Origin of the sequence: Pseudoalteromonas sp. SG44-8, from assembly GCF_014164125.1 — a bacterium.
Taxonomy (GTDB): Bacteria; Pseudomonadota; Gammaproteobacteria; order Enterobacterales; family Alteromonadaceae; genus Pseudoalteromonas; species Pseudoalteromonas rhizosphaerae.
The window spans coordinates 42,651-65,514 of record NZ_JACJEQ010000022.1; the positions used below are offsets into that span (position 1 = coordinate 42,651).

14 protein-coding genes are annotated in these 22,864 nt (G+C 39.8%); 9 read left to right on the forward strand and 5 right to left on the reverse strand.

Going from position 1 to position 22,864, the window contains the following annotated elements; all coding sequences use genetic code 11:
* Positions 1-197: 197 nt before the first annotated feature.
* Both acs and H5163_RS15620 read left to right on the forward strand, forming a co-directional pair.
* Positions 198-2,138 (forward strand): acetate--CoA ligase, encoded by a 1,941-nt coding sequence (acs, locus tag H5163_RS15615; RefSeq protein ID WP_182731527.1) that lies wholly within the window; start codon positions 198-200, stop codon positions 2,136-2,138.
* A 97-nt stretch (positions 2,139-2,235) separates the two neighbouring features.
* Positions 2,236-2,889, forward strand: coding sequence for a response regulator transcription factor (locus H5163_RS15620; protein WP_145235295.1), 654 nt, complete (start codon positions 2,236-2,238; stop codon positions 2,887-2,889).
* A 75-nt stretch (positions 2,890-2,964) separates the two neighbouring features.
* Here H5163_RS15620 and purU read toward each other — a convergent pair whose 3' ends face one another.
* A complete protein-coding gene (gene purU / locus H5163_RS15625; protein WP_145235297.1) occupies positions 2,965-3,795 on the reverse strand; it encodes a formyltetrahydrofolate deformylase in 831 nt (276 codons plus the stop codon).
* Positions 3,796-4,024: 229 nt separating this feature from the next.
* On the opposite strand from purU, the gene H5163_RS15630 reads away from it, so the two are divergent.
* The 3 genes from H5163_RS15630 to H5163_RS21390 all read left to right on the forward strand — a co-directional run bounded on the left by H5163_RS15630 (position 4,025) and on the right by H5163_RS21390 (position 8,900).
* The gene (locus tag H5163_RS15630; protein WP_182735498.1) at positions 4,025-6,922 is read left to right on the forward strand and encodes a PKD domain-containing protein; all 2,898 of its coding nucleotides are present in this window, start codon (positions 4,025-4,027) and stop codon (positions 6,920-6,922) included.
* Between the two features lie 207 nt (positions 6,923-7,129).
* Entirely contained in the window at positions 7,130-7,399 is a 270-nt protein-coding gene (locus H5163_RS15635; RefSeq protein WP_145235301.1) for a hypothetical protein, read from the forward strand.
* 148 nt (positions 7,400-7,547) lie between these two features.
* Entirely contained in the window at positions 7,548-8,900 is a 1,353-nt protein-coding gene (locus H5163_RS21390; RefSeq protein ID WP_145235303.1) for a PQQ-binding-like beta-propeller repeat protein, read from the forward strand.
* A gap of 50 nt (positions 8,901-8,950) precedes the next feature.
* On the opposite strand, the gene H5163_RS15645 is transcribed toward H5163_RS21390, so the two are convergent.
* From H5163_RS15645 to H5163_RS15660, 4 genes are all read right to left on the reverse strand, one after another.
* A complete protein-coding gene (locus H5163_RS15645; protein ID WP_182735499.1) occupies positions 8,951-11,329 on the reverse strand; it encodes a serine/threonine-protein kinase in 2,379 nt (792 codons plus the stop codon).
* Between the two features lie 20 nt (positions 11,330-11,349).
* Positions 11,350-11,916 carry a sigma-70 family RNA polymerase sigma factor gene (locus H5163_RS15650; RefSeq protein WP_182731523.1) on the reverse strand — a complete coding sequence of 189 codons (567 nt, stop codon included), beginning with the start codon at positions 11,914-11,916 and terminating at the stop codon, positions 11,350-11,352.
* Between the two features lie 68 nt (positions 11,917-11,984).
* Entirely contained in the window at positions 11,985-13,010 is a 1,026-nt protein-coding gene (locus H5163_RS21475; protein ID WP_182735500.1) for an AraC family transcriptional regulator, read from the reverse strand.
* Entirely contained in the window at positions 13,007-13,927 is a 921-nt protein-coding gene (locus H5163_RS15660) for a GGDEF domain-containing protein (RefSeq protein ID WP_182731521.1), read from the reverse strand. The genes H5163_RS21475 and H5163_RS15660 overlap by 4 nt, the downstream gene beginning before the upstream one ends.
* Positions 13,928-14,262: 335 nt before the next feature.
* On the opposite strand from H5163_RS15660, the gene H5163_RS15665 reads away from it, so the two are divergent.
* The 4 genes from H5163_RS15665 to H5163_RS15680 all read left to right on the forward strand — a co-directional run bounded on the left by H5163_RS15665 (position 14,263) and on the right by H5163_RS15680 (position 22,731).
* Positions 14,263-17,034, forward strand: a complete 2,772-nt coding sequence (locus tag H5163_RS15665) for a TonB-dependent receptor (protein ID WP_182735501.1) — start codon at positions 14,263-14,265, stop codon at positions 17,032-17,034.
* A gap of 48 nt (positions 17,035-17,082) precedes the next feature.
* Complete coding sequence (locus H5163_RS15670; protein ID WP_182735505.1) at positions 17,083-18,405, forward strand: metallophosphoesterase; 1,323 nt, start codon at positions 17,083-17,085, stop codon at positions 18,403-18,405.
* A gap of 203 nt (positions 18,406-18,608) precedes the next feature.
* A complete protein-coding gene (locus tag H5163_RS15675; protein WP_182735502.1) occupies positions 18,609-19,973 on the forward strand; it encodes a hypothetical protein in 1,365 nt (454 codons plus the stop codon).
* 106 nt (positions 19,974-20,079) lie between these two features.
* Positions 20,080-22,731 carry a DUF2339 domain-containing protein gene (locus tag H5163_RS15680; protein WP_182735503.1) on the forward strand — a complete coding sequence of 884 codons (2,652 nt, stop codon included), beginning with the start codon at positions 20,080-20,082 and terminating at the stop codon, positions 22,729-22,731.
* The last annotated feature ends 133 nt before the right edge of the window (positions 22,732-22,864 follow it).

Genomic DNA, 22,864 nt, shown 5'->3' on the forward strand with positions numbered 1-22,864 from the left:
GTGGCAAGCTTGCTACCCTAGTTTAAACATATCATTAACATTTTGTATTAATAGCGTAAAATGATGAAATTTTAAAACAATTAGAGCGTTCAGTGAAATAAATCAAAGATAATACAACTAAGGTCTAATACTTTCGCCCGCTATGCTGGGTGATCCTTAAGATAGGCCTTAGGCAAGTAATTAAAATGGAGACGACTATGTCACAAAGTATCTATCCAGTTCCTGCACATATCAAGAATGCAGCCTTAGTTGATAACGATAAATATAATACACTTTACAAGCAATCTATTGATGATCCAGAAGGTTTTTGGGCAGAGCACGGTAAACGTCTCGATTGGTCAACACCTTTTACTAAAGTAAAAAATACCTCTTTTGATAAAGGCCATATCAGTATTAAATGGTATGAAGATGGCGAACTTAATGCTTCGTATAACTGTATTGACCGCCATCTGGCAACTAAAGCAGATAAAACGGCATTGATCTGGGAAGGCGACGATCCATCGCAAAGTGAACATATTTCTTATCAACAGCTGCATGACGAAGTGGCAAAATTTGCCAATGGTTTGAAAAAACTCGGTGTTAAAAAAGGCGATCGTATTGCTATTTACATGCCTATGTCACCGCAAGCTGTTTATGCAATGCAAGCATGTGCGCGTTTAGGTGCAATTCACTCGGTAGTCTTTGGTGGTTTCTCACCATCAGCAATTGCTGATCGTATTAAAGATTCTGGTGCTAAAATTGTTATTACTTCTGATGAAGGGCGTCGTGCAGGCAATACAGTGCCGCTTAAAGCAAATGTTGATGAAGCCGTTGCACAACAGTCGGTCACTACCATCGAACACGTTGTTGTACATCAGTTAACGGGTGGCGAGGTACAATGGCATGAACATGATGTATGGTGGCATGATTTAGTTGCTGATCAAGCCCCAGACTGTGCACCAGAGCCGATGAATGCAGAAGATCCACTCTTTATTCTTTACACTTCAGGTTCAACAGGTCAGCCTAAAGGGGTGGTTCATACGACTGGTGGTTATTTAGTATATGCATCGATGACTCACGAATATGTGTTTGATCTAAAAGAAGATGATATCTTTTGGTGTAGCGCCGATGTGGGCTGGATCACAGGTCACAGTTACATTGCTTACGGCCCATTAGTTAATGGTTGTACGCAAGTCTTATTTGAAGGTGTACCCACTTACCCAACCGCAGGACGTATGGGTGAAGTAGTCGATAAGCATAATGTTACAATTTTATACACAGCGCCAACGGCAATTCGTGCACTGATGGCCAAAGGCGATGAACCAACAGCGACCTCAAACCGCGATAGCCTACGTATTTTGGGCTCGGTGGGTGAGCCAATCAACCCAGAAGCATGGACTTGGTATTACGAAAACATGGGTAAAGGTAACTGCCCAATTGTTGATACTTGGTGGCAAACTGAAACTGGTGGCATCATGATCACACCTTTACCAGGTGCAATTGATATGAAGCCAGGTTCTGCAACCCGTCCATTCTTTGGTATTGCGCCAGCATTATTTGATGCTGAAGGTAATGCTCTGGAAGGCGCAGTTGATGGTAACTTAGTTATTCTTGATAGCTGGCCATCACAAGCTCGAACAGTTTATGGCGATCATGAACGTTTTGAACAAACTTACTTCTCTGCTTATCCGGGTGTGTACTTTACTGGAGACGGTTGTCGCCGTGATGAAGATGGTTACTACTGGATCACCGGCCGTGTTGATGATGTATTAAACGTATCAGGACATCGCTTAGGTACTGCCGAGATTGAGAGTGCACTGGTTGCTCACCCTGCGGTTGCCGAAGCTGCTGTAGTAGGTTACCCGCACGATATTAAAGGCCAAGGTATTTATGTTTACCTAACGCCAAACGAGGGTGTAACGGTCAGTGACGAATTAACCAAAGAGGTACGTAATTGGGTTCGTAAAGAGCTTAGCCCAATTGCATCGCCAGATATGATCCAATGGTCACCAGGTTTACCTAAAACCCGCTCAGGTAAGATCATGCGTCGTATTTTACGTAAGATCGCTGCAAATGAGCACGAGCAATTAGGTGATACCTCAACACTTGCAGACCCTGGTGTGGTTGATGAATTAATCGAGAACCGATTAAATCGTTAAATATGCGTTAAAAACTTGATTAGAAGTTGATTCTAAACGTAGTATATCGGCTGTCAGCTATTTGATAGATGGCAGCCGAATTCATTAGGAGTGAACCATGAGTCAGTTTTTAATAGCGGATGACCACCCGTTATTTCGCGAAGCACTAAAAGGGGCATTAACGGCAAAGTTTGATGGTTTAGAGGTTTTTGAATCTGAAAATTTTGAAACTACATTGCAAGTGCTTAGTGAACAAGAAGATTTAGATATCTTACTACTAGACCTACATATGCCCGGCAGTGGCGATTTATATGGCCTAATTCGCATTCGTGAAGATTATCCAAGCTTGCCAATTGCTGTTGTCTCTGGCAGTGAAGATATCAATATTGTTTCAAAAGTTATGAGCTACGGGGCGATGGGATTCATTCCTAAGTCATCATCATCAGATGATATTGCCGGAGCAATTAATCAAATACTCGATGGCGATGTATGGCTACCACCTGAGCTTAAAGACAAAGTAGCGAGCGTTACCAATGAAGATAAAGAAATCGCCGCTCAAGTAGCCTCCCTTACCCCACAGCAATATAAAGTGCTGCAGTACTTGCACGAAGGTTTGTTGAATAAACAGATCGCTTATGAACTACATATTTCAGAAGCAACGATCAAAGCGCACATCACCGCGATATTCCGTAAGCTTGGAGTGTATAACCGCACGCAAGCGGTGTTGATAGCTGCAAAATTACAACTCGAACCTATCGAGCAAACACATTAAGTACAGTATAAAAGTGTCAATAATAATAAAAATAAAGAGGCGTTGCGCCTCTTCATTCTACTCTATTTCTAGAGCCTAGCTAAATACGACGGTTCTATTACCATTAATAAATAGCTTATGTTCTGATGCTAATTGCAGTGCCTTACAAAACACTGTTTTCTCTACATCTTTGCCCATTTTAGCCATCATTTCGGCAGTGTTTGCGTGGTTTACATGGGTGACGTCTTGCATAATAATCGGCCCTTCATCGAGCTCATTATTAACAAAATGCGCTGTTGCACCAATGATCTTAACTCCTCGTTCAAATGCCTGATGATATGGTTTTGCACCGATAAAAGCAGGTAAAAATGAATGATGAATATTGATAATTTTACCATCAAAGCGGCCTACAAATTCAGGACTTAAAATCCGCATATATTTGGCAAGGCCAATGATATCGGGATTGTAGCTGGCAATTAAGTCACCCACTTGCAGGTCGTGTTCAGCGCGTGATAGCCCTTCATGGCTGACCACATGAAACGGCACATCAAAGCCCTTCGCCAATGGCGCTAAGTCAGGATAATTAGCAATCACAGCCAATACTTCAATATTCAGTGCTTGCTCAAATTGCTTTAGCAATACGCCCCCTAAGCAGTGGGCTTCTTTAGTCGCTAGTAACACCACTTTAGTTTTCTCGTCAGTGTGCAGTGCTAATTGCGCGCCATCGGGTAACAAAGCTTGTAATTGATTTAAAAAATCTGGATCTGGTTGGCCCGTTAGTTCAGTGCGCATAAAAAAGCGCTGAGCATCTTTATCTACAAATTCATTATTGCGGGTAATATTTAAATTATGCTGATGACAAAGTCCGGTGATTTTCGCTATTAAGCCGACATCATCGGCACATTGCGTGGTTAGTATCGTGTTCATTTTTCCTCATTCTAATCCCGTGAACAGTGGCTCCATTATTTGTTAATTTGTCACAATAGCAAGGGCTTTATTGAGAAATTCAGTATTACCTAAATTGCTATAAGTGGAAAATAAAAAAATATTTTAATTTTGTGAGAAATTATTATACAGATTTCGTTATGGGTTATTTATTGTTCATTATCTTATTATCGTCAGGTAGACAAAATATAACAACGAAAGGGATAATTTTATGAATCTAATTAAATCAATGCTTGCGGCATCTATTTCGCTGGCTTTATTGTCTGGCTGTGAATCTGATTTTGTTGATCACCCTGATGAGCCTATAAATACCGCACCAGTTATTAGCGTAAGCGATACAGCAGTAGTTGAAAAACAAGCTATTTCAATCAGTGCCACAGTGCAAGATGAAGGCCCCGTTACTTATCTTTGGAGCCAAAATGCAGGGTTGTCAGTTGCATTAGAGAACACCAATACAGGGACTGTTAGCTTTATTGCGCCAAGTGTTAGCGAAGATAAAAAAATATCTTTAAATTTAACTGTTACAGACAGTGAAGGTTTAACGAGTGAAAAAAATGTTGTAGTTGATATTCAACAGCAGCTGGTTAAATTATCACTGGAAGGCATAGCAACAGATTCCCCCTTAATTGACGCGGCTATAAAAGCCAAAATAGGATCGCAAGAGTTCACGACAACGACAAATAGCGATGGTTATTATAGCTTAGAGTTAGCACTTGACGATGATGCTGATATGAGTCAATTGGTGACAATTGAAGCACAGGGTAAAGAGCAACAACAAGCCGCTTTGTTGCAGTCACGACTAATGAGCTTTGCAAGCTTAAAAACGAAAGCGGGCGATGACGCTGTACTTACTAATGACGAAGACTTTTCGGTAAATATTACTAATCTAACCACAGCAAAGTCGGCGCTTTTGGCGCGAGAAAATTTATTCGTAGACATTAAAAGCGAGCAAGACTTGAAACGCTTGTCGAATGAGATTAGTGCTGATGAGCTCGTTAAGGTTGCTACGGCTATAAAAGTTATTTTGGACAAATCAACGAGCAATGAATTATTTGCTTTACCCAAGGGAGTAAATAATGTTTTAGAGCTGGCTCTAGATAATGAAAAAATGACTCAGTACATTAAAAAAGTGGAGCAAACGCCCGAGTTTAGCCTGGCCCAAGAAGAAATGCTAGCTGATGAGAAGGTTGTTCAGTCTACAAAGACTAATAACATTAAAACTTTTTACTATAATCGTGGCAATTTATCTATTAATCAAGTTATTGAATTAGATAACGACGGCACTGGTCGTTACCTTCTTCAAAATTATGATGGTCGCTTCGACTGGATATATCAAAACGATGTGTATACCTTAAATAATCCTGAAGGTTTTTATGCTTATCAGACTACTGCTGATATTGAAATTGATGGTGAAACAAAGCGGGTTCGCCAAGAGGTTACTACTTATAAAGTAGAGCTAAAGTTAATTGCGGCAACTGAAAATGGTTTTTTAGTCAAAGAAACTGAGTATAAAAATGTAGAGTACCCAGATGGTGAGTTAGAAAATTATCAACTCACTAACGAGTCTATCCTTAAAGTATTCACTCAAAATGAGCAAGTTGATTTTACCTTCGCGCAAACTCAAAACCCTATTGCATTGCCTGCACCGCATATTTTCGTTGATCAAGTATCTCTTGGTGCGATTACGTTAATGTTAAATGACGATGGAACAGGTGCTGTTTCAGAGCTTGGAAATACGCCTATTACTTGGCGAATGATAGAAGATAATAACAAACAGTCATTACATATCACACTGAGTGATTACGATAATGAAACAATACTATTTAGGCAATTAACAAGTGATGGTGATATTGCAACGTTTGCTGCATTTAGTGAATTTGACGGAATTAAAAATGCGAGTGTAGGTACTGGCAGCATTATCGACGAATCAGAGACATTCAATATTGCAACAATCCCTGGAATATATAGCTACAACTTTGATGGTAAGAGTTTAGATGAGTTTTGGTTTGAGCTTTGGCCTGATGGCAAAGCTATTTCGATGAGTGTGTACGACAGCAATGAGGATGGGCAATTATCAGTTGCTGAAAGTCGAATTTATGCTGGTAACTGGCATCTTGATGATGACATTCTTACAATAACGCGAAACCTAAATGGACGAGATGATTGTTACTACGTTGAGCAAGATCCTAATTGCTGGTTGTGGAATACTCGGCAATGGAAGCTAATTGAACAGATCGAAGATACTATTTATGTAAATAACATGCATCAATTTACCTATAGCCAAGGTGAGGAACCAAGAGAGAAAACGTTCGATAATCGCAAGTTTAATCGAGCAACTGAGCGGCCTATTTCGTCTCCACTACCTGATGAAATTTTACAACAGATAGGCTATCAGCCCCCTGTTTCTTTGACTGGCCTAATTAGCCCTAATAACTACTTGGGTAAGCGTTTGTATTTTACAGATCATGATTATAAAGTGGAAGGCGAGCTTGGTTATTTTCAATTTGATGACAATAACTCATTTCAATATTATCAAGATAACAACCTATCAACAGGGACTTACCAGATATTTTCTGATAATCAATTAATATTACGCGATGGTTCATCATTAATGTATGGGGCTAATTATAGTTTATTAATTGGCTCGAGTAATGTGGTAATTGCTACTTTTGAAGAGCATATTTGGCCGCATTTTACTAGCGAAAACGATGCCAAAGAATACATGAGTATTGTTGCCGACAATAAACCAGTAAGTAACGTCGAACATTTAATCGGGCGCGATATATATATGGTCGACCGAGATCGAGATGATCAGTGGGTGGTTAGTTATTTGAAGTTTGATGAAGATAAAATCACAATTTATAGTGATGAAAGTTTCACAACCATTAATACAGAGCTTGATTACAGTGTTGATGACACAGGCATGATTAGCTTCCCGGATGATCAAAATACAATGTACTTATCGTTAGTGACTGATGAGTTTAATATTATTATTACTAATGATGTAGGAAATAGCAGTAAAGATTTTAACTATTTCTTATTTGATCAGCAAAAAGCAAAAGATTTTGTTAACAACACAAATGCATTAAGAGAAAGCGCACAGCGTTAACTCCACTTACAATCTTTTAGTTTTAACAAAAATAAAGCGCGATAATTTTTATCGCGCTTTTATTCGTTTTAGTGGCCTGCAAAATTACCGTCGCAGAGATTTTATATCACGTAAAATGTGTAAATGTTAGGTTATAAGGCCGACGCGGGGTAAACCCTTAAAAGAACGGGGGTAAACCCGCTGTTATGGTGTTGTATGGAGGTGATTGTGGCTCGTTTAATTTTTTGTTGTTTGATGGTTGGTGTTTTACCAGGGTGCGCGATGAGTGACCCATCTGCAGAGATTGATGAAAATCAGTATGTATATCCTTATAAATGTACACATAAAGGAGAGGTTGAATATCATTCAATCACGGCACGTGAGCCTTTAAGTAAAGCGTTTTTAGCTAAAATGCAAAATGCATTGCACGAGGGCTTTGAGCTAGACCCTAATAGTTGCGTGCCTGTAGAGGCAATACCAGACGCTAAGAATAAGTAATTCGTCTCAACGATTTAGTAACGCCATTAAGACAGATAAAAATATTTTAAATTTATGAGAAAAATTTAACTGCTATTCGTGTCTGTCATTGTTGTGATTTCTTCGTAAAATTTATTTAGCTATAAATAATAACTATCTAAGGAATTACATGAAGTTACAGTTTGAATCACCTAAAGTTAAAACATCAATTTTATTCACGTTCAGTCTTCTTCTATCTGCTTGTGGAGGTGGTAGCGATGACTCACAAACTACAAAATCTGATGCAGATAAACAGCCAGATAAAGTAGAAGCGTCGCGCTTAGTGTGGGAAAAATTATTACCAACAACAAGCTTTGCTTATTACTCGTCACCGGCACTTAGTGCTGATGAGCAAACAATTTATATAGGCACAGCTAAGAATGTACGCAATGACCCCGCAGGCAGTGATTTGATGGTAGCTTATAACCGCAATGGCAGTGAAAAGTGGCGTTACACTTTGCCTAATGGTGAAGAAGTGCGTTCAAGCCCTGTTGTACATAATGAAAATATTTATTTCACTGTTGATAAGCGAGTAGGTGAGTTTGAAAAAGCATATCGCGATTTAGTAGCTCTAAATAGTAGCGGCGAGCAAATGTGGCGTCAACGCGTATCTGATTATGGCTTTCAAACAGGTTCTGGTTTAACCAAGGTTGCGGCTTTTGAAGGCCAAGTTATATATACCGGTTTAGATATCCGCGCTTTTAATGCGCAAACGGGTGAGAGCTTGTTTGAGCGTTTATGTAACTGTGCAGAGCGACAAGACCGATTTGTAAATGGAGCGGTAAATCACAATGGAGAATTGGTATTTTATGATGAAGGGCGCGTACTTAAGCTTGATTTAAATAGTTATGAGTTAGTTGGCGAATTCAAAGATATAGACACCTTTGAAGGTGACTTGGTTTACTCTACTCCAGCTATTGATTCTAACAATAATATTTACTTTGGGTCTGAAGCCGGAGTTTTATACAGCTTTGATGATAATTTGGATCTTCGTTGGCAGTTTGAGTTACCAAACCCGCAGGTGTTCGAGGCGCCATACATTCGCTCATCGGTAGCGATAGATGAGTCGCGTAGTACGATTTATTTTGGTACAAAAAATAATGATGATAGTGAGTTTTACGCACTCGATATCAATGATAAAAGTATAAAATGGCAGGTGGCAATTACCGGTGATGTTTATGTGTCTCCTACCATTGGCGATAATGGTAATGTGTACTTTTCTTCAGAAAGTAATTTACTTTATACATATAAACCAGATGGCACGCTTGCATGGCAATATGATTTAAAAGCAAATGTAACTTGGTCTTCTCCAGCTATCGATAGTCAGGGGGTTTTATACATAGGTACTTTATCTGAAAGTAATGTATCGGCCGCAAGTGCAACAGGTAAGCTTGTGGCTATTCAAACCGACAGCACAGGTTTAATGCCTAATACTTGGTCTAAAATTCACCGGGATAATCAAAATAGTGGCGTGGTTAAGTAATCTCAGACCAACTTTATGAACAAGAAGCTGCCAAAGCAGCTTCTTGTACTTTAAAGATCTTTAATTCGTTTTTGAACCATTTCAATAAACTGACTATCCTCGCCATATTGTTTGGCAAATATTTTAATCGCTTCCTGTCCATTTTCTTTAGCTTTTTGCTTATTATTGAGAGCGACTTCAACAGGTATGCTATTAACAAGAACAATTCCACGCCTTGGGTGATCCATACCATATTCATTAGTAACTAAGTTGAGTAAATCAGCGAATGCTTGCTTTGCTTTTGAGTATTGCTCAGTGAATCGGTAAACTAATGCTAAACCGTTTAGGGCACCCAATTTTAGGTGGGAATCACTTTGATTAAGCTGAGCATCAATCGCAAGTGCTTGCTCAAAGTTCCTCTTAGCGGCCTTATAATCCTTTGCGTCTAATTGTGCATTGCCTAAGTAGACATAGCTAAAGCCCGTATCTGTATGAGCGGATGGATAGAAATTCTCTAGAGTTTGTGTTACCTCTTTCAGTGTTAAAATTGCCTTCTCTGTTTCTTTTAACTCTGCGTAAGTATTCGCTAGATTAGCTAGTTGCTCGGCTATCAAAGGGTGGTTTTTACTATATATTTTAATACTCTTTGCTAAACTAGAATCAAAATATTTTAGTGCTTCTTCGTATTTACCCATGTTGTGAAAGATAATGGCTATTTCATGTTCTGCTAAAGCAATACTCACGTCATCTTCAGGAAAATATTCGGTAATAATACTTAGCGCTTTTTCGCGTAATTCTAGCGATTTAGGGTAGTTAGATAAATGCACTAAATTGATGGCTTGATCAGTTAAAATCAACGACTCTAATTTTTTATCGGGGTTAAAACCCAATGATTTAGTATATAACTCATTCGCTTTTTTATAATTTTCAAGGCCAGCATAAATTCTACCGAGTAATTGATAATACCTTGCTTGCTTTTGATTATCGTGGGTTAAGGGTTCTTGTAAGTGATGTTTAGCTTGCTCGAATTGACTAAGTTGGATTAAATTCTCTGCTATTTCACTGGCTAACCAAAAATCGTTTTCGTTTTCTTCTAGTTTAATATTTAGCGCTTGTTGGTAAGCATTGTTTGCACTTTGGTATTCTCCTAGAGCTGTTAATGAGTCGCCTATTTTTTTATTTAATCTATAAATAATTTCAGGGTTGTTGTTAAACTCAGTGTGTGTTTTTTGTTGTTGTTTTAGGAGTAAGTCTTTGGCCAGTATTGGTTGCCCTTTGTTTACTTCAGGATTGGCTTGCTCAAATGTATTGAACATAAACTCAAGAATCGATTGCGATAGCTGCTGCTCTTTCATAAGTGATGTATTTTGAGCCCATAGAACTGATGTAAAGCTTATTGAAGCTATAATCAGTGCGGATGCTAGCATTACTGGAATAGGGTGACGTTGTGAATATTTTTTTAAGACATAGTGTTTGCTTTGTAAAATACTAATAGGTTTATTATTTAAAACGCATTCTAGCTCAACCTTTAATTGTGATGAGCTTTCATAACGTTCAGTTACATCATTCAGGGCTTTATTAGTAATGCATTTTATTTCGTAGCTAGGTTTTTGAACTAAATTTTTTAATACTTTTCCTAAACTATATACATCACTTTGGGTCGTAAGAGCTTGGCCTGCAAGTTGTTCTGGGCTGGCATATTCTTGACTTAAAGCCTTGATATATTCATTAACAACGAAGTCAGTTTGCTCATTATTTATCGTACGAGCAACACCAAAATCAACGAGTTTTGGCTCACCTTGTTTGTTAACAAGTATATTGGATGGTTTTAAATCTGCATGGATTACACGGTTCTGGTGAGCATAGCTGACGGCATCACACACTTTACAGAATAAAAGTAGTCGCTGTTTAGTATTTAAGTTTTGCTCTTGGCAGTAACTTAAAAAGGTCGTACCTTCTATGTATTCCATTACCATATACATGCCAAACTCACATTCGCCAGCATCCAGTACGCCTGCTATATTTGGATGGTTTAGCTTTGCTAGATATTGCGCTTCACGGGTTAGGTTTTGCGGGCCATGCAATACAGTAATGGTGGGGTAGACGATTTTTATTGCAACTTTTTGCTCAAACTTCCCGTCATTTCGGCGAGCTAAATAAACAACGCCCATACCTCCAGAGCCTATTAATGCCTCTAATGTGAAGTGGCTAATGTGCTTACCTATTAAACTTTCTATTTTTTTATTTTCATTTAAAAGTTCTGTTGAATGGCTTATTGATTGATGAAACTGTGTTTGTTGTAAGTTTTTATTGTGAGCTAAGATAAGTTGTTTGGTTTCGTTGAGCATGTCATTACTTATATTTTTTATACCATCCAGCCCTTCCATTAAGTTGTTTGGGTGCTCTTTAAGTAAGTATTCAAATAGACTAAGTGAGTCGCTAAATTTCATTATTCTTCTTCTTTTATTTGTTAATATTCTATGTGCATTCTTATAAACGCTTTAGCAGCATCTAACTCGCGATAAATAGTAGCAAGTGAGACCTTGAATTGTTTAGCTAGCACTTTAGTATCTAGGCCCAAAAAGTAATGTTGAGAGAATATTTGAGCTTTTTGCGGATGATTTTTTTCTAGATGATTTAGGGCGCTATCTAATGCTAAAAAATCCTCTTGGTGTTTTAGTTGATCGTTTTGTTGCTGGATTTTTTCTGCGTTAGGAGTGCGTTTGAGAGTTTGAAACTTGCGAATTTCATCGCGTAAAATATTACGGATAAATACACTTAAATAAGTATTAAATTGTGTTTGGTGATTAATGCTTTGTTGTGGCGGGATTAATTCAATAAGTGACTGATGTAGTAGCGATCCAGTATGCGGTAAGTGCTGCAATACATAGGTTGAATCGATTTCATTACGGTAACCTTCTAAATGTACATGACAAACTTGTTTCAGGTGGTAGTAAAGCCGAGCTTTAAGTTCATCAGCACTTTGCGGGCAACCATTTTGCCAGCCATTGATTAGATCTTCTAATGATGCCTGCATCGATCTTCCTTATTTCGATATTTCAATTAATAAGGTACATTTGCGGGACTTTAATTACAAGTGTTAACTTAATGTTCGTTAATCAATTCTCTCAGCTGTGAGGGAGTCGTCCCAGTCCAGCGTTTAAATGCGCGGCGAAAGTTAGTTAAGTCGCTAAAGTTAAGTTCGCCTGCTAGGGTTTCGTTACTTTGCGCTAAAGTGGCGATATTAAACACCGCGGTTTGGCGATTGATACAATCTTGCAAGGCGCTAAAACGAGTATGATGTTGTTTTAGTTTTCGCTTAAAAGTGGCGGGGCTCATAGCGAAATGCTGGGCAACTGTTTCGAGGTTTTGTTGTGGTTGAGCGCCAATATGATTGCGCACTAATTGCAGCCAAGGCGCAGCGGGTAAAGGGTGCTGCTTTATGGTTGCTAATGATTGCTGCAGCAGGCTCGGACAGCTATCTATTAAGTGTTTGTTATAAAGTTCATCACTAATACTGACCATAAATAATTGTTGTGAAAACTTGCAGTTGGCTTGTAGGTTTGTTTGATATTGCTCTATGTGTGAGGGCTGCGCATAGGGAAACGAAAAACATAAATCACTGTTATTACCTATTCGCCATTTACATGTTGCAGCGATAAAACTGGCAAATAATTCGCAGCAAAATTGTTCTACGGCTGCATTTATTGCCCCGAAGCTGAGGTTGATAATGAAGTAATGTCGGCCTTGATGGTATTTATGTTCGGCATTAAATAAGTTAAAGCCATGCAAAGGAGTGCGTGTGAGTAGTTTTTGCAGTGTGCGTAAACTTTCTGCTTGAGAAAATGCGCTATATAACGGATTGTGATTAAGTAGTTTTCGCCCTAGTAAAAAACTGAGTTGGTGTTGATTATCAAATTGACGACAGTTTTCTTGTAATCGATAAAATTGCTCAACACTGATCGAAGCCGTTCCAGCTGCAAAATCTTGATAAAATAATCGAGTTCCTTTGAGTAACTTATCAGGGTGTACCCCTCGGTGTTTGGCTAAATCAACTAATTGCGCTGCCCATGACTGTAAACCTTGATAAGGAGAGTCGATATAACTGCTGTTACTAAGGCTTGCACTCACGCAGTATGTCCATGTAAGTTTTTGTTCGTTAGTAATTTTTGATGCAATTGACTGAGTAAACCAGAGGTCGAATCACGGTGCGTTGCGGCTACTAAACTGGTGTGTACTTTTTGTTTGTAGCTCACTGCTTTGTCGCTGCTATTAAACGAAAACGCTTCTAAAGCACTGACTAACGATACGCTTAGCTGCTCTGCGACAGCGAGTTCGGTATTGGGCAACATGACAATAAAGCAATCACTGGCGTAACGGCAGACTAAATCTTGTTCACGTACATTCAAGGTGATCACTTGAGCAAACTCTTGTAACAGCTTATCGCCTTCTGCATCACCAAATTGACGATTAAACCGATCAAACTGAGCAATATCTAACATCAGTAATGAAAATCCATGCAGGCTATGGTGGAGCAAATTTAGCTCGCGGCTGATCTGGCTTTTCATATAATCGGCGCTAGCTAGTCCGCTGATAGCATCACTGAGTTGATGCTCTCGATAAAAGCGCTCGCGATTACGTAATTGTTGATTAATGGTCATTTGCTCTTGGTGCCAATGATACAAAGCCATGGTCATTAAAATCATCCCAAATGGTGCAGGAATGGATTCAATAGTACTGAGCCATGCTTGTTCATTGCTGTAATATACAAATTCATCAATAAAATCGAGGGTCATCGATAGATTCATAATCGCAAGGCCTGAGAATAATAAGTTAGTTACTCGTCCCTTTGGCCTACTTAATAGAATAAAAAAGATCCACAGCAGGGTCATGGCAGTAATACCGCCTTCGCCACCTACATCAAACCAATCGATCTGGCTATGGCCTTTATAGTGACCGTAGCTAAGTGTCAGGGTTAATACGCTGGTTAACATCACCACTAAGATAAGCAGTAATGAGCGATGTAATTTTAAAAATGATAAATTCATTGTCAGCTCAATAGGTATATTTGATAGGCAGAATAAGCAAACAGCTTAAACACCACTAGGGTCAGATTAGCTCACAGTGATGACATATTTTTTACGTTGGCAACTTTTCAAACGGATTATTGTTGATTTTTGAATTAAAAAACCATAAAAACAGGGGGTCAAATCAGCTCATTTTGCCGTATTTAACTACTTAAAATGCCCTTACAATGGCTAATTATCAAGGACGTAACGGGTACTGACATATTTCTTTCATGATTGCCCCTTAGGGTGTTGCTGCGAGCCAAGCATGGCCAAGTAAACAATCAAAATCATTAGCAGCAACCAAGAGAACAATTATGAACCCTTTTATCAAATCGAGTATTGCATTAGCGTGTTGTGGTATTTTATATGCGACCCCAGCCTTAGCGGATGGTCGTGTGCAAGGTCGCATCACTGACGCCAGCCAAAGTGTGTATTTTGGTGGCGCGAAAGTATCGGTTAAAGAGTTAAACTTAAATACGGTAAGTAACCGCGATGGTTCTTTTTCATTTAATAAGTTGCCAGCGGGTGATTACACCCTAGTGGTTGATTACATTGGTGCCCCCTCGGTAGAACAAAAAATTACGGTGGTTGATTCACAAGTTTTTACACAACAAATTATAATTGGTGAGCAACAAGAAGCCATCGACAATATCATTGTTTATGGCCAAAGTGCTGGCCAAGCAGGCGCAATTAACCGCCAAAAAAACGCAACTAATTTAAAATCGGTAGTCAGTGCAGACTCGATTGGCCAGTTCCCTGATCAAAACGCAGCAGAAGCATTACAGCGTTTACCGGGTATTTTTATCGCTCGCGACCAAGGTGAAGGGCGATTTGTTGGTATTCGCGGTATTGATCCAAATTTAAACAACGTTACGGTTAATGGCTTAAATGTGCCGTCGCCTGAGGCCGGTGTTCGCTCTGTGGCGATGGATGTATTGCCAAGTGAACTAATTCAAAGTTTAGAAGTAAGTAAAACTGTTACCCCAGACATGGATGCCAGTGCTATTGGTGGCTCTATCGAAGTAAAAAGCTTAAGTGCCTTTGATAAAGCAGGTGAAAGCTATAGTTTTACTGCACAGGGCTCATATAACGAATTAGAGTCAAAAACTAGCCCGAAGCTTTCAGGTAGTTACACTAATGTTTATGAGCTTGATGGTGGTCTTGATCTAGGTGTAGCAACAGCTATTTCGTGGTTTAAGCGTGATTTTGGTTCACGTAATATGGAGACCGACGGTGGTTGGAGTGAATTTGATGTTGAAGATGCAGCAACTGGCGACAAGGTCTCATTATTTGGCGCTGAAGAAATTGAGCAACGCCAGTATCAAATTACCCGTGAGCGTTTAGGTGCAGCACTTAATTTAGATTTACACAGCGGCGCCACTGATAAATATTATTTACGCACACTATATAGTGACTTTTCTGATGATGAGTATCGCCAACGTAATGAGTATAAGTTTAGCGATGGCAAACTATTAGATAGCAACGAGAGTGGTGTAAACTTTAGTGGTGCAGAAATGGACCGCGATACCAAAGACCGTTATGAAGAACAAAGTATTCTTTCACTGGTACTTGGTGGTGAAAATCAATTAGATAATTGGTTTGCTGAATATAATGTTGGTTATTCTAAATCAGAAGAAAAAGAGCCAAACCGCTTAGATGTGACCTTTGCTGGTAAAGATATTGATATGGGCTACATTGCGCGCGTTGATACTCCATTATTAAGCCAATCGACTAATGCCCACGATTTAAGCCTGTTTGAGATGGATAAAATTGAAGCGGCCAATAACCTTAGTGAAGACGAAGAGCTTAGCTTTAAACTCGACTTCAGCCGTGATTTTGTGTGGCAAAATAATAATGGTGAATTTAAGTTTGGTTTTAAACATCAAAATCGCGAAAAGCGTAATGATGTAAAGGTTGCTATTTATGATGGCGACTTTTTAGATGCTCTTGGTAGCGACTTTGTCGCGCCTGCACCTGACTTTGATTTGGGAAGTTTTGGACCGGGCCTTGATCGCGGCGCGATTCAAGCCTTTGTGAGAAAAAATAAAGAGGCGTTTGCTTTCAATAGTAATGAGTCACAAGTTGAATCTGATGGTCAAAGTTATGTAAGTAATGAAGATATTACCGCCGCTTATGCGATGGTTAGCATGGATATTGATAAGTTACATGTTGTCGCGGGCGTGCGTTATGAAGGTACTAAGTTTGAAACGCAAGGTAACCAAGTTGACTTAGTAGTCGATAAAGTAAGTGATACAGAAACTGTTACCACAACGCCTTGGCAAGTAAGTCAAGATTATGACTACTTTTTACCAAGCTTAAATTTACGCTATAACATCAGCGATAAACTAGTGACCCGTTTTGCTTACACCAATACTATCGCGCGGCCAACCTTTAGCGATTCGGCCGCTTACCAATTAATTGAAACTGAAACAGTTGAAGATGAAGGCGTAATGGTTACAGAGCGTAAAGCTGAAGTCGGTAATCCAGCTCTCGACCCTTATGAATCAATGAACTTAGACGCATCAATCGAATATTATCCTGGTTCAATTGGGGTGTTATCTGCTGGTGTTTTCTATAAAGACATCGACAACTTTATTATTCAACAAGAAGTACAAGATAACGGTGATTGGGATGGTTTTGACGAAGTAGTGCAAATGGTTAATGGCGGTAAAGCGTCATTAACGGGGATCGAGCTAAACTGGAACAAAACCTTTAAATCAGGATTTGTGCTTGGTGCAAACGGAACCTTTATTGATGCGGATGAAAAATTACCAAATCAAGCAGACACAGTGGCAAATATCATTGTGGGCTTTGAAAATCATGCTATTAGCACTCGTTTAAGCGCATCATATAAGAGTGAGAGTTTCCAGTTTGATGATGCTGATATGGCGGTTTATGAAGATAGCCACATGCAATTGGATTTCAGCAGTAAATATTACTTAAACGATAATATGAACGTGTATTTCAATGCCACCAACCTAACAGATGAACCAATGTACTTGTACCACGGCGAAAAACGTTACAACTACCAGTACGAATCTTACGGTCGTACATTTGAGCTAGGTTTTACGTTTTCTTCTTTGTAAGGTGAACATATGAGCCTGCTTAACAGTAGGCTCATTGTTGAGGGTATTATGATTAATAAAACTATTTTGTATATTGCACTAACCGCATGTTTAGCAACGGTTGGTTGCACAGCTCAAAGTAACAAACAAAGCAGTACTGACGTCGCAAGTACCAGTAAAAAAGCCTCCGACAAGATTGAGTTTTTAGCTTTTGGTGATGGTGGTTATCATGTTGACTATCCAAAAACTAAACACATAACCAACCCTAAAAACAAGCAACAGTTTATAGCCGCAGAGCTTGCTGATTGGTTAGAAGATTATCGCCCTCGCGATGAATTTGACCATGCACCAATATATATTTATCCAGGCACTGAGATTGCTACAGAGCAAGGGGGCGCTCAGGCTGTGGGGATCGCAATGGCAAAATTGTGTGAAACAAAAGCGTGCCAATTTGCTATTCAGCTCGGTGATAACGTATACCCTGATGGTGCCGATGCTAATGATGGTAAAGACGACCAAAAACGTTTACACGACTTAGTGTATGCGCCGCTTGAGCCATTATTTAAAGCTGAGCCTAATTTAGTGGTGTATTCCGCATTAGGTAATCATGATTGGAAAAGCTCGCGCAAAGGCGTAGCGGTACAAACGCAATGGATGGCAGAGCAAGCGAACTTTCACCTAGACGAAAAAGGCTACTATAGCTACAAAATGGGTGAGCCGGGTAACGATGTAGAGTTTTTTGTACTCGATACCAATATGTTACTGGCAGGGCAAAGTTATTATGATGTGCCGCTAAACCCAGATGGCAGCGAAGCAGATGAGCAACAAGCAATACGTGATGGCCGCGCAGATCTTGAAGTACACGACCCCCATGAAGGGCCACAAAATGATGAAGACCTAGCTCAGCTTATATGGCTTGAACAAGGCATTGCAAACTCGACTGCTAAATGGAAACTGGTTTATGGGCATCATATTTTATGGTCAATTGGGGGCACTAAATATAGTGAAGGCCACGTACTGCGTAAATTACTAATGCCAACTCTTTGCAAATATGCAGATGGTTATATTGCCGGCCACGAGCATGACTTAGAGTTACTAACCGATGATTGCTCAAAGTTTGATACCGGTAATAGCGTTGGTAAATTGCCGCTGATCATTTCTGGCGCTGCGTCTAAAATGCGTGGTAAACATACCCCGTTTGCACAGTTTCAAGAACGCCAATATCCTGAATATGATTTGCTTTGGTCAAAAAGCTTTGTATGGGGGTTTAGTCATATCAGTTTGGATAATCAAGCCAATAAGCTTGATGTGAGCTTTTATACCACGCCACGAGATTTAACGGGCAGTATTATTGATGAAGGTAGTTTTAGTTTTTCTAAACGCACTCGATAAACTTATATTTTGCATAAAAACCAGTGTAACTACGCTGGTTTTTTGTTGTTTTAATGTGTAAAACTGTGCATTTTATTGCATATTTGTACATTTATTTACGGTTACGTAAATATTTGTAAGTTGAGGTAATGCTTTGTAAATCATGGAATTATTGCTTTTGTTAATGGTCAAATTTAAACTATTAACAATAAGGAATTGATTACATGCGTGGCCCGTTATTTAAAACTGCACTAACAACCTCTTTACTTGCAACCCTTACTGCGTGCTCTGGCGATGACTCAAGCTCGAGTAAAAGTGGTTATATCCAATTATACAATGGCTCTTATAATAGCCCGTACACCCGTTTATTTATCGAAGATGCTGAGCGCTCAGGCACTGATTTTGGTGGCGTTACCACTCGTCATAATTACAGTACTAATAACTATGATGTGAGCTTTAAGTACCTTGATGCAAACGACAGCTATATAACGATCAGTGAAAAAGCAGTTTCGGTAAAAGACGACATGACCCAATTATGGGTGATGGATGGCGATTTTTCAGAGCCAACATTCAGTGAGTTAAGTGTACCAACCGGCAGTGATGAAGGGGCTGTTAATTTAGGCTTCTTTAATATTGCCGGAGAAAACATTAGTTTTGATGTGTATTTAGCAAATGATGATGGCTTATTTGAAACCGCTGAGTTAATTGCATCACCACGGTATTTAAACGAACTGGCACTGCAAAGCTTTGATGAAGGATATTACACACTGTATTTAACTCAAAGCGGCAGTACTGATGTGCTATTTGAGTCTGCTTCGATTTACCTAAATGATGATGCCAGTTATGTTGCGATGATCAGATCAAGTTACGCCACTGAAGAACATGGTCTTACGCTAGATCTCGTTACTTCAAGCAATACCGTAACCACGCTCAAACATCAAAATGCCCAAGGGCAATTGCGTTTTATCAATACTATTGATGATTACCCGCAAACTAGCTTTAGTGCAACGCGGGGGAGCGCAAGCAGCACTTCGCAAGTAACCGCTAATGACAGCTACTCAAACTACATTGAGCTTGCTCCAAACAGTTACAGTATTGCTATGTTAGATGAGCAAGGAAATGCAATTGTTGATAACTTTTTACTAACCCTTGAGCGCGAGCAAAGTAATGTTGGTGTTTTTTATAAAGATAAAGATTACGGCCCGCGAATGATGACAGTAAAAGAAACCTTAACGCCAAGTAGCTACAGTCATAAGGTGACAGTCGTTAACTTAATTGATAGTTACGCGGGGCAAAATATTACTGACGTTGATGTGGTATTTACCCTCAATGGTGAAACCGTAGATGATGCTAAAAATATTATTGATGGCATCGATCAGTATGATCAAGAAGATCAGGTTGTCGATAATGAAATTTACACCACTTATGTGCTTTATGAAGATAATGGCCAGCAAATTGTACTCATGCAACAAGGCGATATGGACTTTAGCCAAGAAGGTAACTACATATTAATTCTTGAGCATGATGAAACAACCAGCACTGGCTATAAAATGACGCTAGAGCGAACGGTTACTGATTCGGTAGAGTAATCTTACTTTAATTTCAGCCTCGTAATAGCGAGGCTGAGATTTTTGGGTATATTTTCAATACACTTTACGTTATAAGGGAATATTAAAAGCAGTCAAGGATTGAAAAATGGACGATGTTTTAGGGCTCATAGTCATTTTATCGTTAGTTGTAGTCGCAGGCTCTATTGCCGGTTTTATTGCTTTAACGCAAATAAGTACGTTAAAGCAAGATATTGCGATGTTAAAAAAACAACTGCGTGGAGTCATGGTAGACAATACCGGGCAGCATCAAGTGTCGCTAGACATTGCTGCTAATATAACTGAGCCGCAAGTAGATCATCCGTTTACGCTAGAACAATCATCCCAAGCTGAGGCAACTTTACATCAGCAACCATCGGTAAAAAAATACGTAAACACCGCACCGAGTATAATAACAACTTCTCGCCCGAAACAAGCTTCTCCCTCAGTTATTGATATTTTCTTTAGTAAATTAAAAACACAGTTCCAAGAAAATTGGATGGCCTGGATTGGCGGCGTCGCGCTGGCCTTTGGTGGTATATTTTTAGCAAAATACAGTCTTGATGCCGGCTTATTATCACCAAGCTTACGACTCACCTTAGGGGGCTTATTTGGTGTCGCATTAATTGCCGGTGCCGAGTATTTACATAGAAAAGGTATTGTCTTCGAAGGCTTTAATAATTACGTGCCTGCAGCACTTGCAGGTGGCGGGTTTATTAGCTGCTTTGCATTAACGTTATTAGCTTATTCAAGCTATGCCATGTTAAGCCCAACCGTGGCGTTTGTGATGCTGGCAGTAATTGCACTGGCCGCAAGCTCTATGGCGCTGCGTTTAGGGCCTTTATTGGCCGTGCTTGGCATAGTTGGCGCTTACAGCGTGCCGATTTGGGTTAATACTGGCAGTGGTAATTTAGCTGCTTTACTGATGTACATTGGCTTTATCACTTTTGCTGCGGTATTAGTGGCGCAAAAGGTAAAACGTAATTGGCTGTGGTATTTACTATGGGCTGGGCATATTGGCTGGTATTGGGTGGCACTGAGTGTAATCAATACGCAGCAATATTGGATTGTTGGTGGTTTTGCACTGCTCTCTATTATTGGTTTAATTGCCATAGCTCGATTAGGTTTAACTTTGCGTTTATTAGAATATCGCCCACATAGTTTACAGCGATTATTAAAATTACAGCCGGATCATCCGTTATTGTTAGCGATAGTAATTCCTTTATTGCTGGCGATAATGACAGAGGCGGTGAGCTTACAATGGCAAATAGTGATGGTGTGTTTAATCGTCATGCTGTTATTTTTAGTGCTGCAAAATAGTCGTTGGGATCTTTGGCAAGGTGTGGCGTTAGTGGTTGCGATGTTATTAGTCTTTAGCCAACAACGTTATAGTGTCGATAGCAATGATCATTTGTTTGTATTTAGGGAAATGTATGGCGTAGGGTTATTACTTGCGGTTGGGCTTTGTCTATACGGGCTTTATTTTGGCGCGCGTTACTATAAACGTTTAACGTTTCATTTAGTGGCTGCGTTTAGTGTGTTTACCTTGATTGCAACGCTCTATACCATAATACCCGAGCAAGGCTTAGGCGTTGCGTATCCGCTATGGACTGTATTTTTGCTAGTTACGAGTGGTGTATTAATTAAACGCGCACAAACAGCTCACACTCAATGGCAGCAGTTTAGTTATTGGGTTGGCGCTAATGCTAATATAACTCTTTGTTTAACTATGTTATTAGCCGATAGCGGGTTAACCCTCGCACTGGCTGCTCAAGTGTTGGTTATTAGCTATCTGGTGAAACGCCATGATGTGCCTATGCCGCATTGGCCTATTAAAGTGCTGGTGGCTGTGGTGCTGGCAAGGCTAACCTTTGCACCGTGGACGGCACATTATTTTGATCTAACCATATTTTCAATGCATTGGAGCGCAATTGTGTATCCATCAGCGGTTGGGTTATTTTGGTTTGCCGCAAAACAGTGGCAACAAACAGATATGAAAATTTGGCTCGAAGGGGCTGCATTACATTGCTTAGCATTATTTATCACCACCGAGACCAGCTATCAACTAGTCGGGCATTATCCACAGCTTACTTCTTTAAGCTTTTATGAGCAGGTATTACTCAGTTGTAATTGGTTAGCACTTGGCTGCGTTTATTTGCATCGGTCACGCAGCGCAGGGCAACTGGGTAAACTTTATCGCATTGCAGGGCTTGCACTTGCGGGACTCGCTGGCTTGTTGTTGATAAGTACAGCATTATATGAAAATCCACTATTTATACGCCTTTACGTTGGTGAGATGCCATTATTTAATTGGCTGTTATTAACCTGGCTCGTACCAAGTATTCTTACACTGTGGTTGGCTAAATTAGTTAAACCACTTAATGCTAAGTTTAGTCAAATAGTTCTGGGTGCATCAGGCTTATTAGCAGTGTTAGCTATCAACACATTGATCCGCCAATATTGGCAAGGCGGGTTCATTTATCTTGATAAAGCGACCAGTGACGCCGAGCTATACAGCTATTCGATCATTTGGTTATTACTTGGCGCGTTGGTGGTCATTACCGGGCATTTAAAACAACAGTTGCTACTACAAAAAGTCGGCTTAGGCATTCTCGGCGCGGTTATCGTGAAGGTATTCTTAATTGATATGGCAAGCCTGACCGGCTTGCTCAAAGCTGTATCATTTATTGGTTTAGGCCTGTCGCTCGTTGGCCTAAGCTGGCTGTTTCAAAAGCTCAGGAGTAAAGCACCAGCGGGGTAATTTAACTCAAGCAGTACACTCAATAAGATTGTTGGGTGTACTTAGTTATGTTGTTTAACGCCAATCTGTTCTAACCTTTTGCCTAGCGCCTAGCGCCTAGCGCCTAGCGCCTAGCGCCTAGCGCCTAGCACCT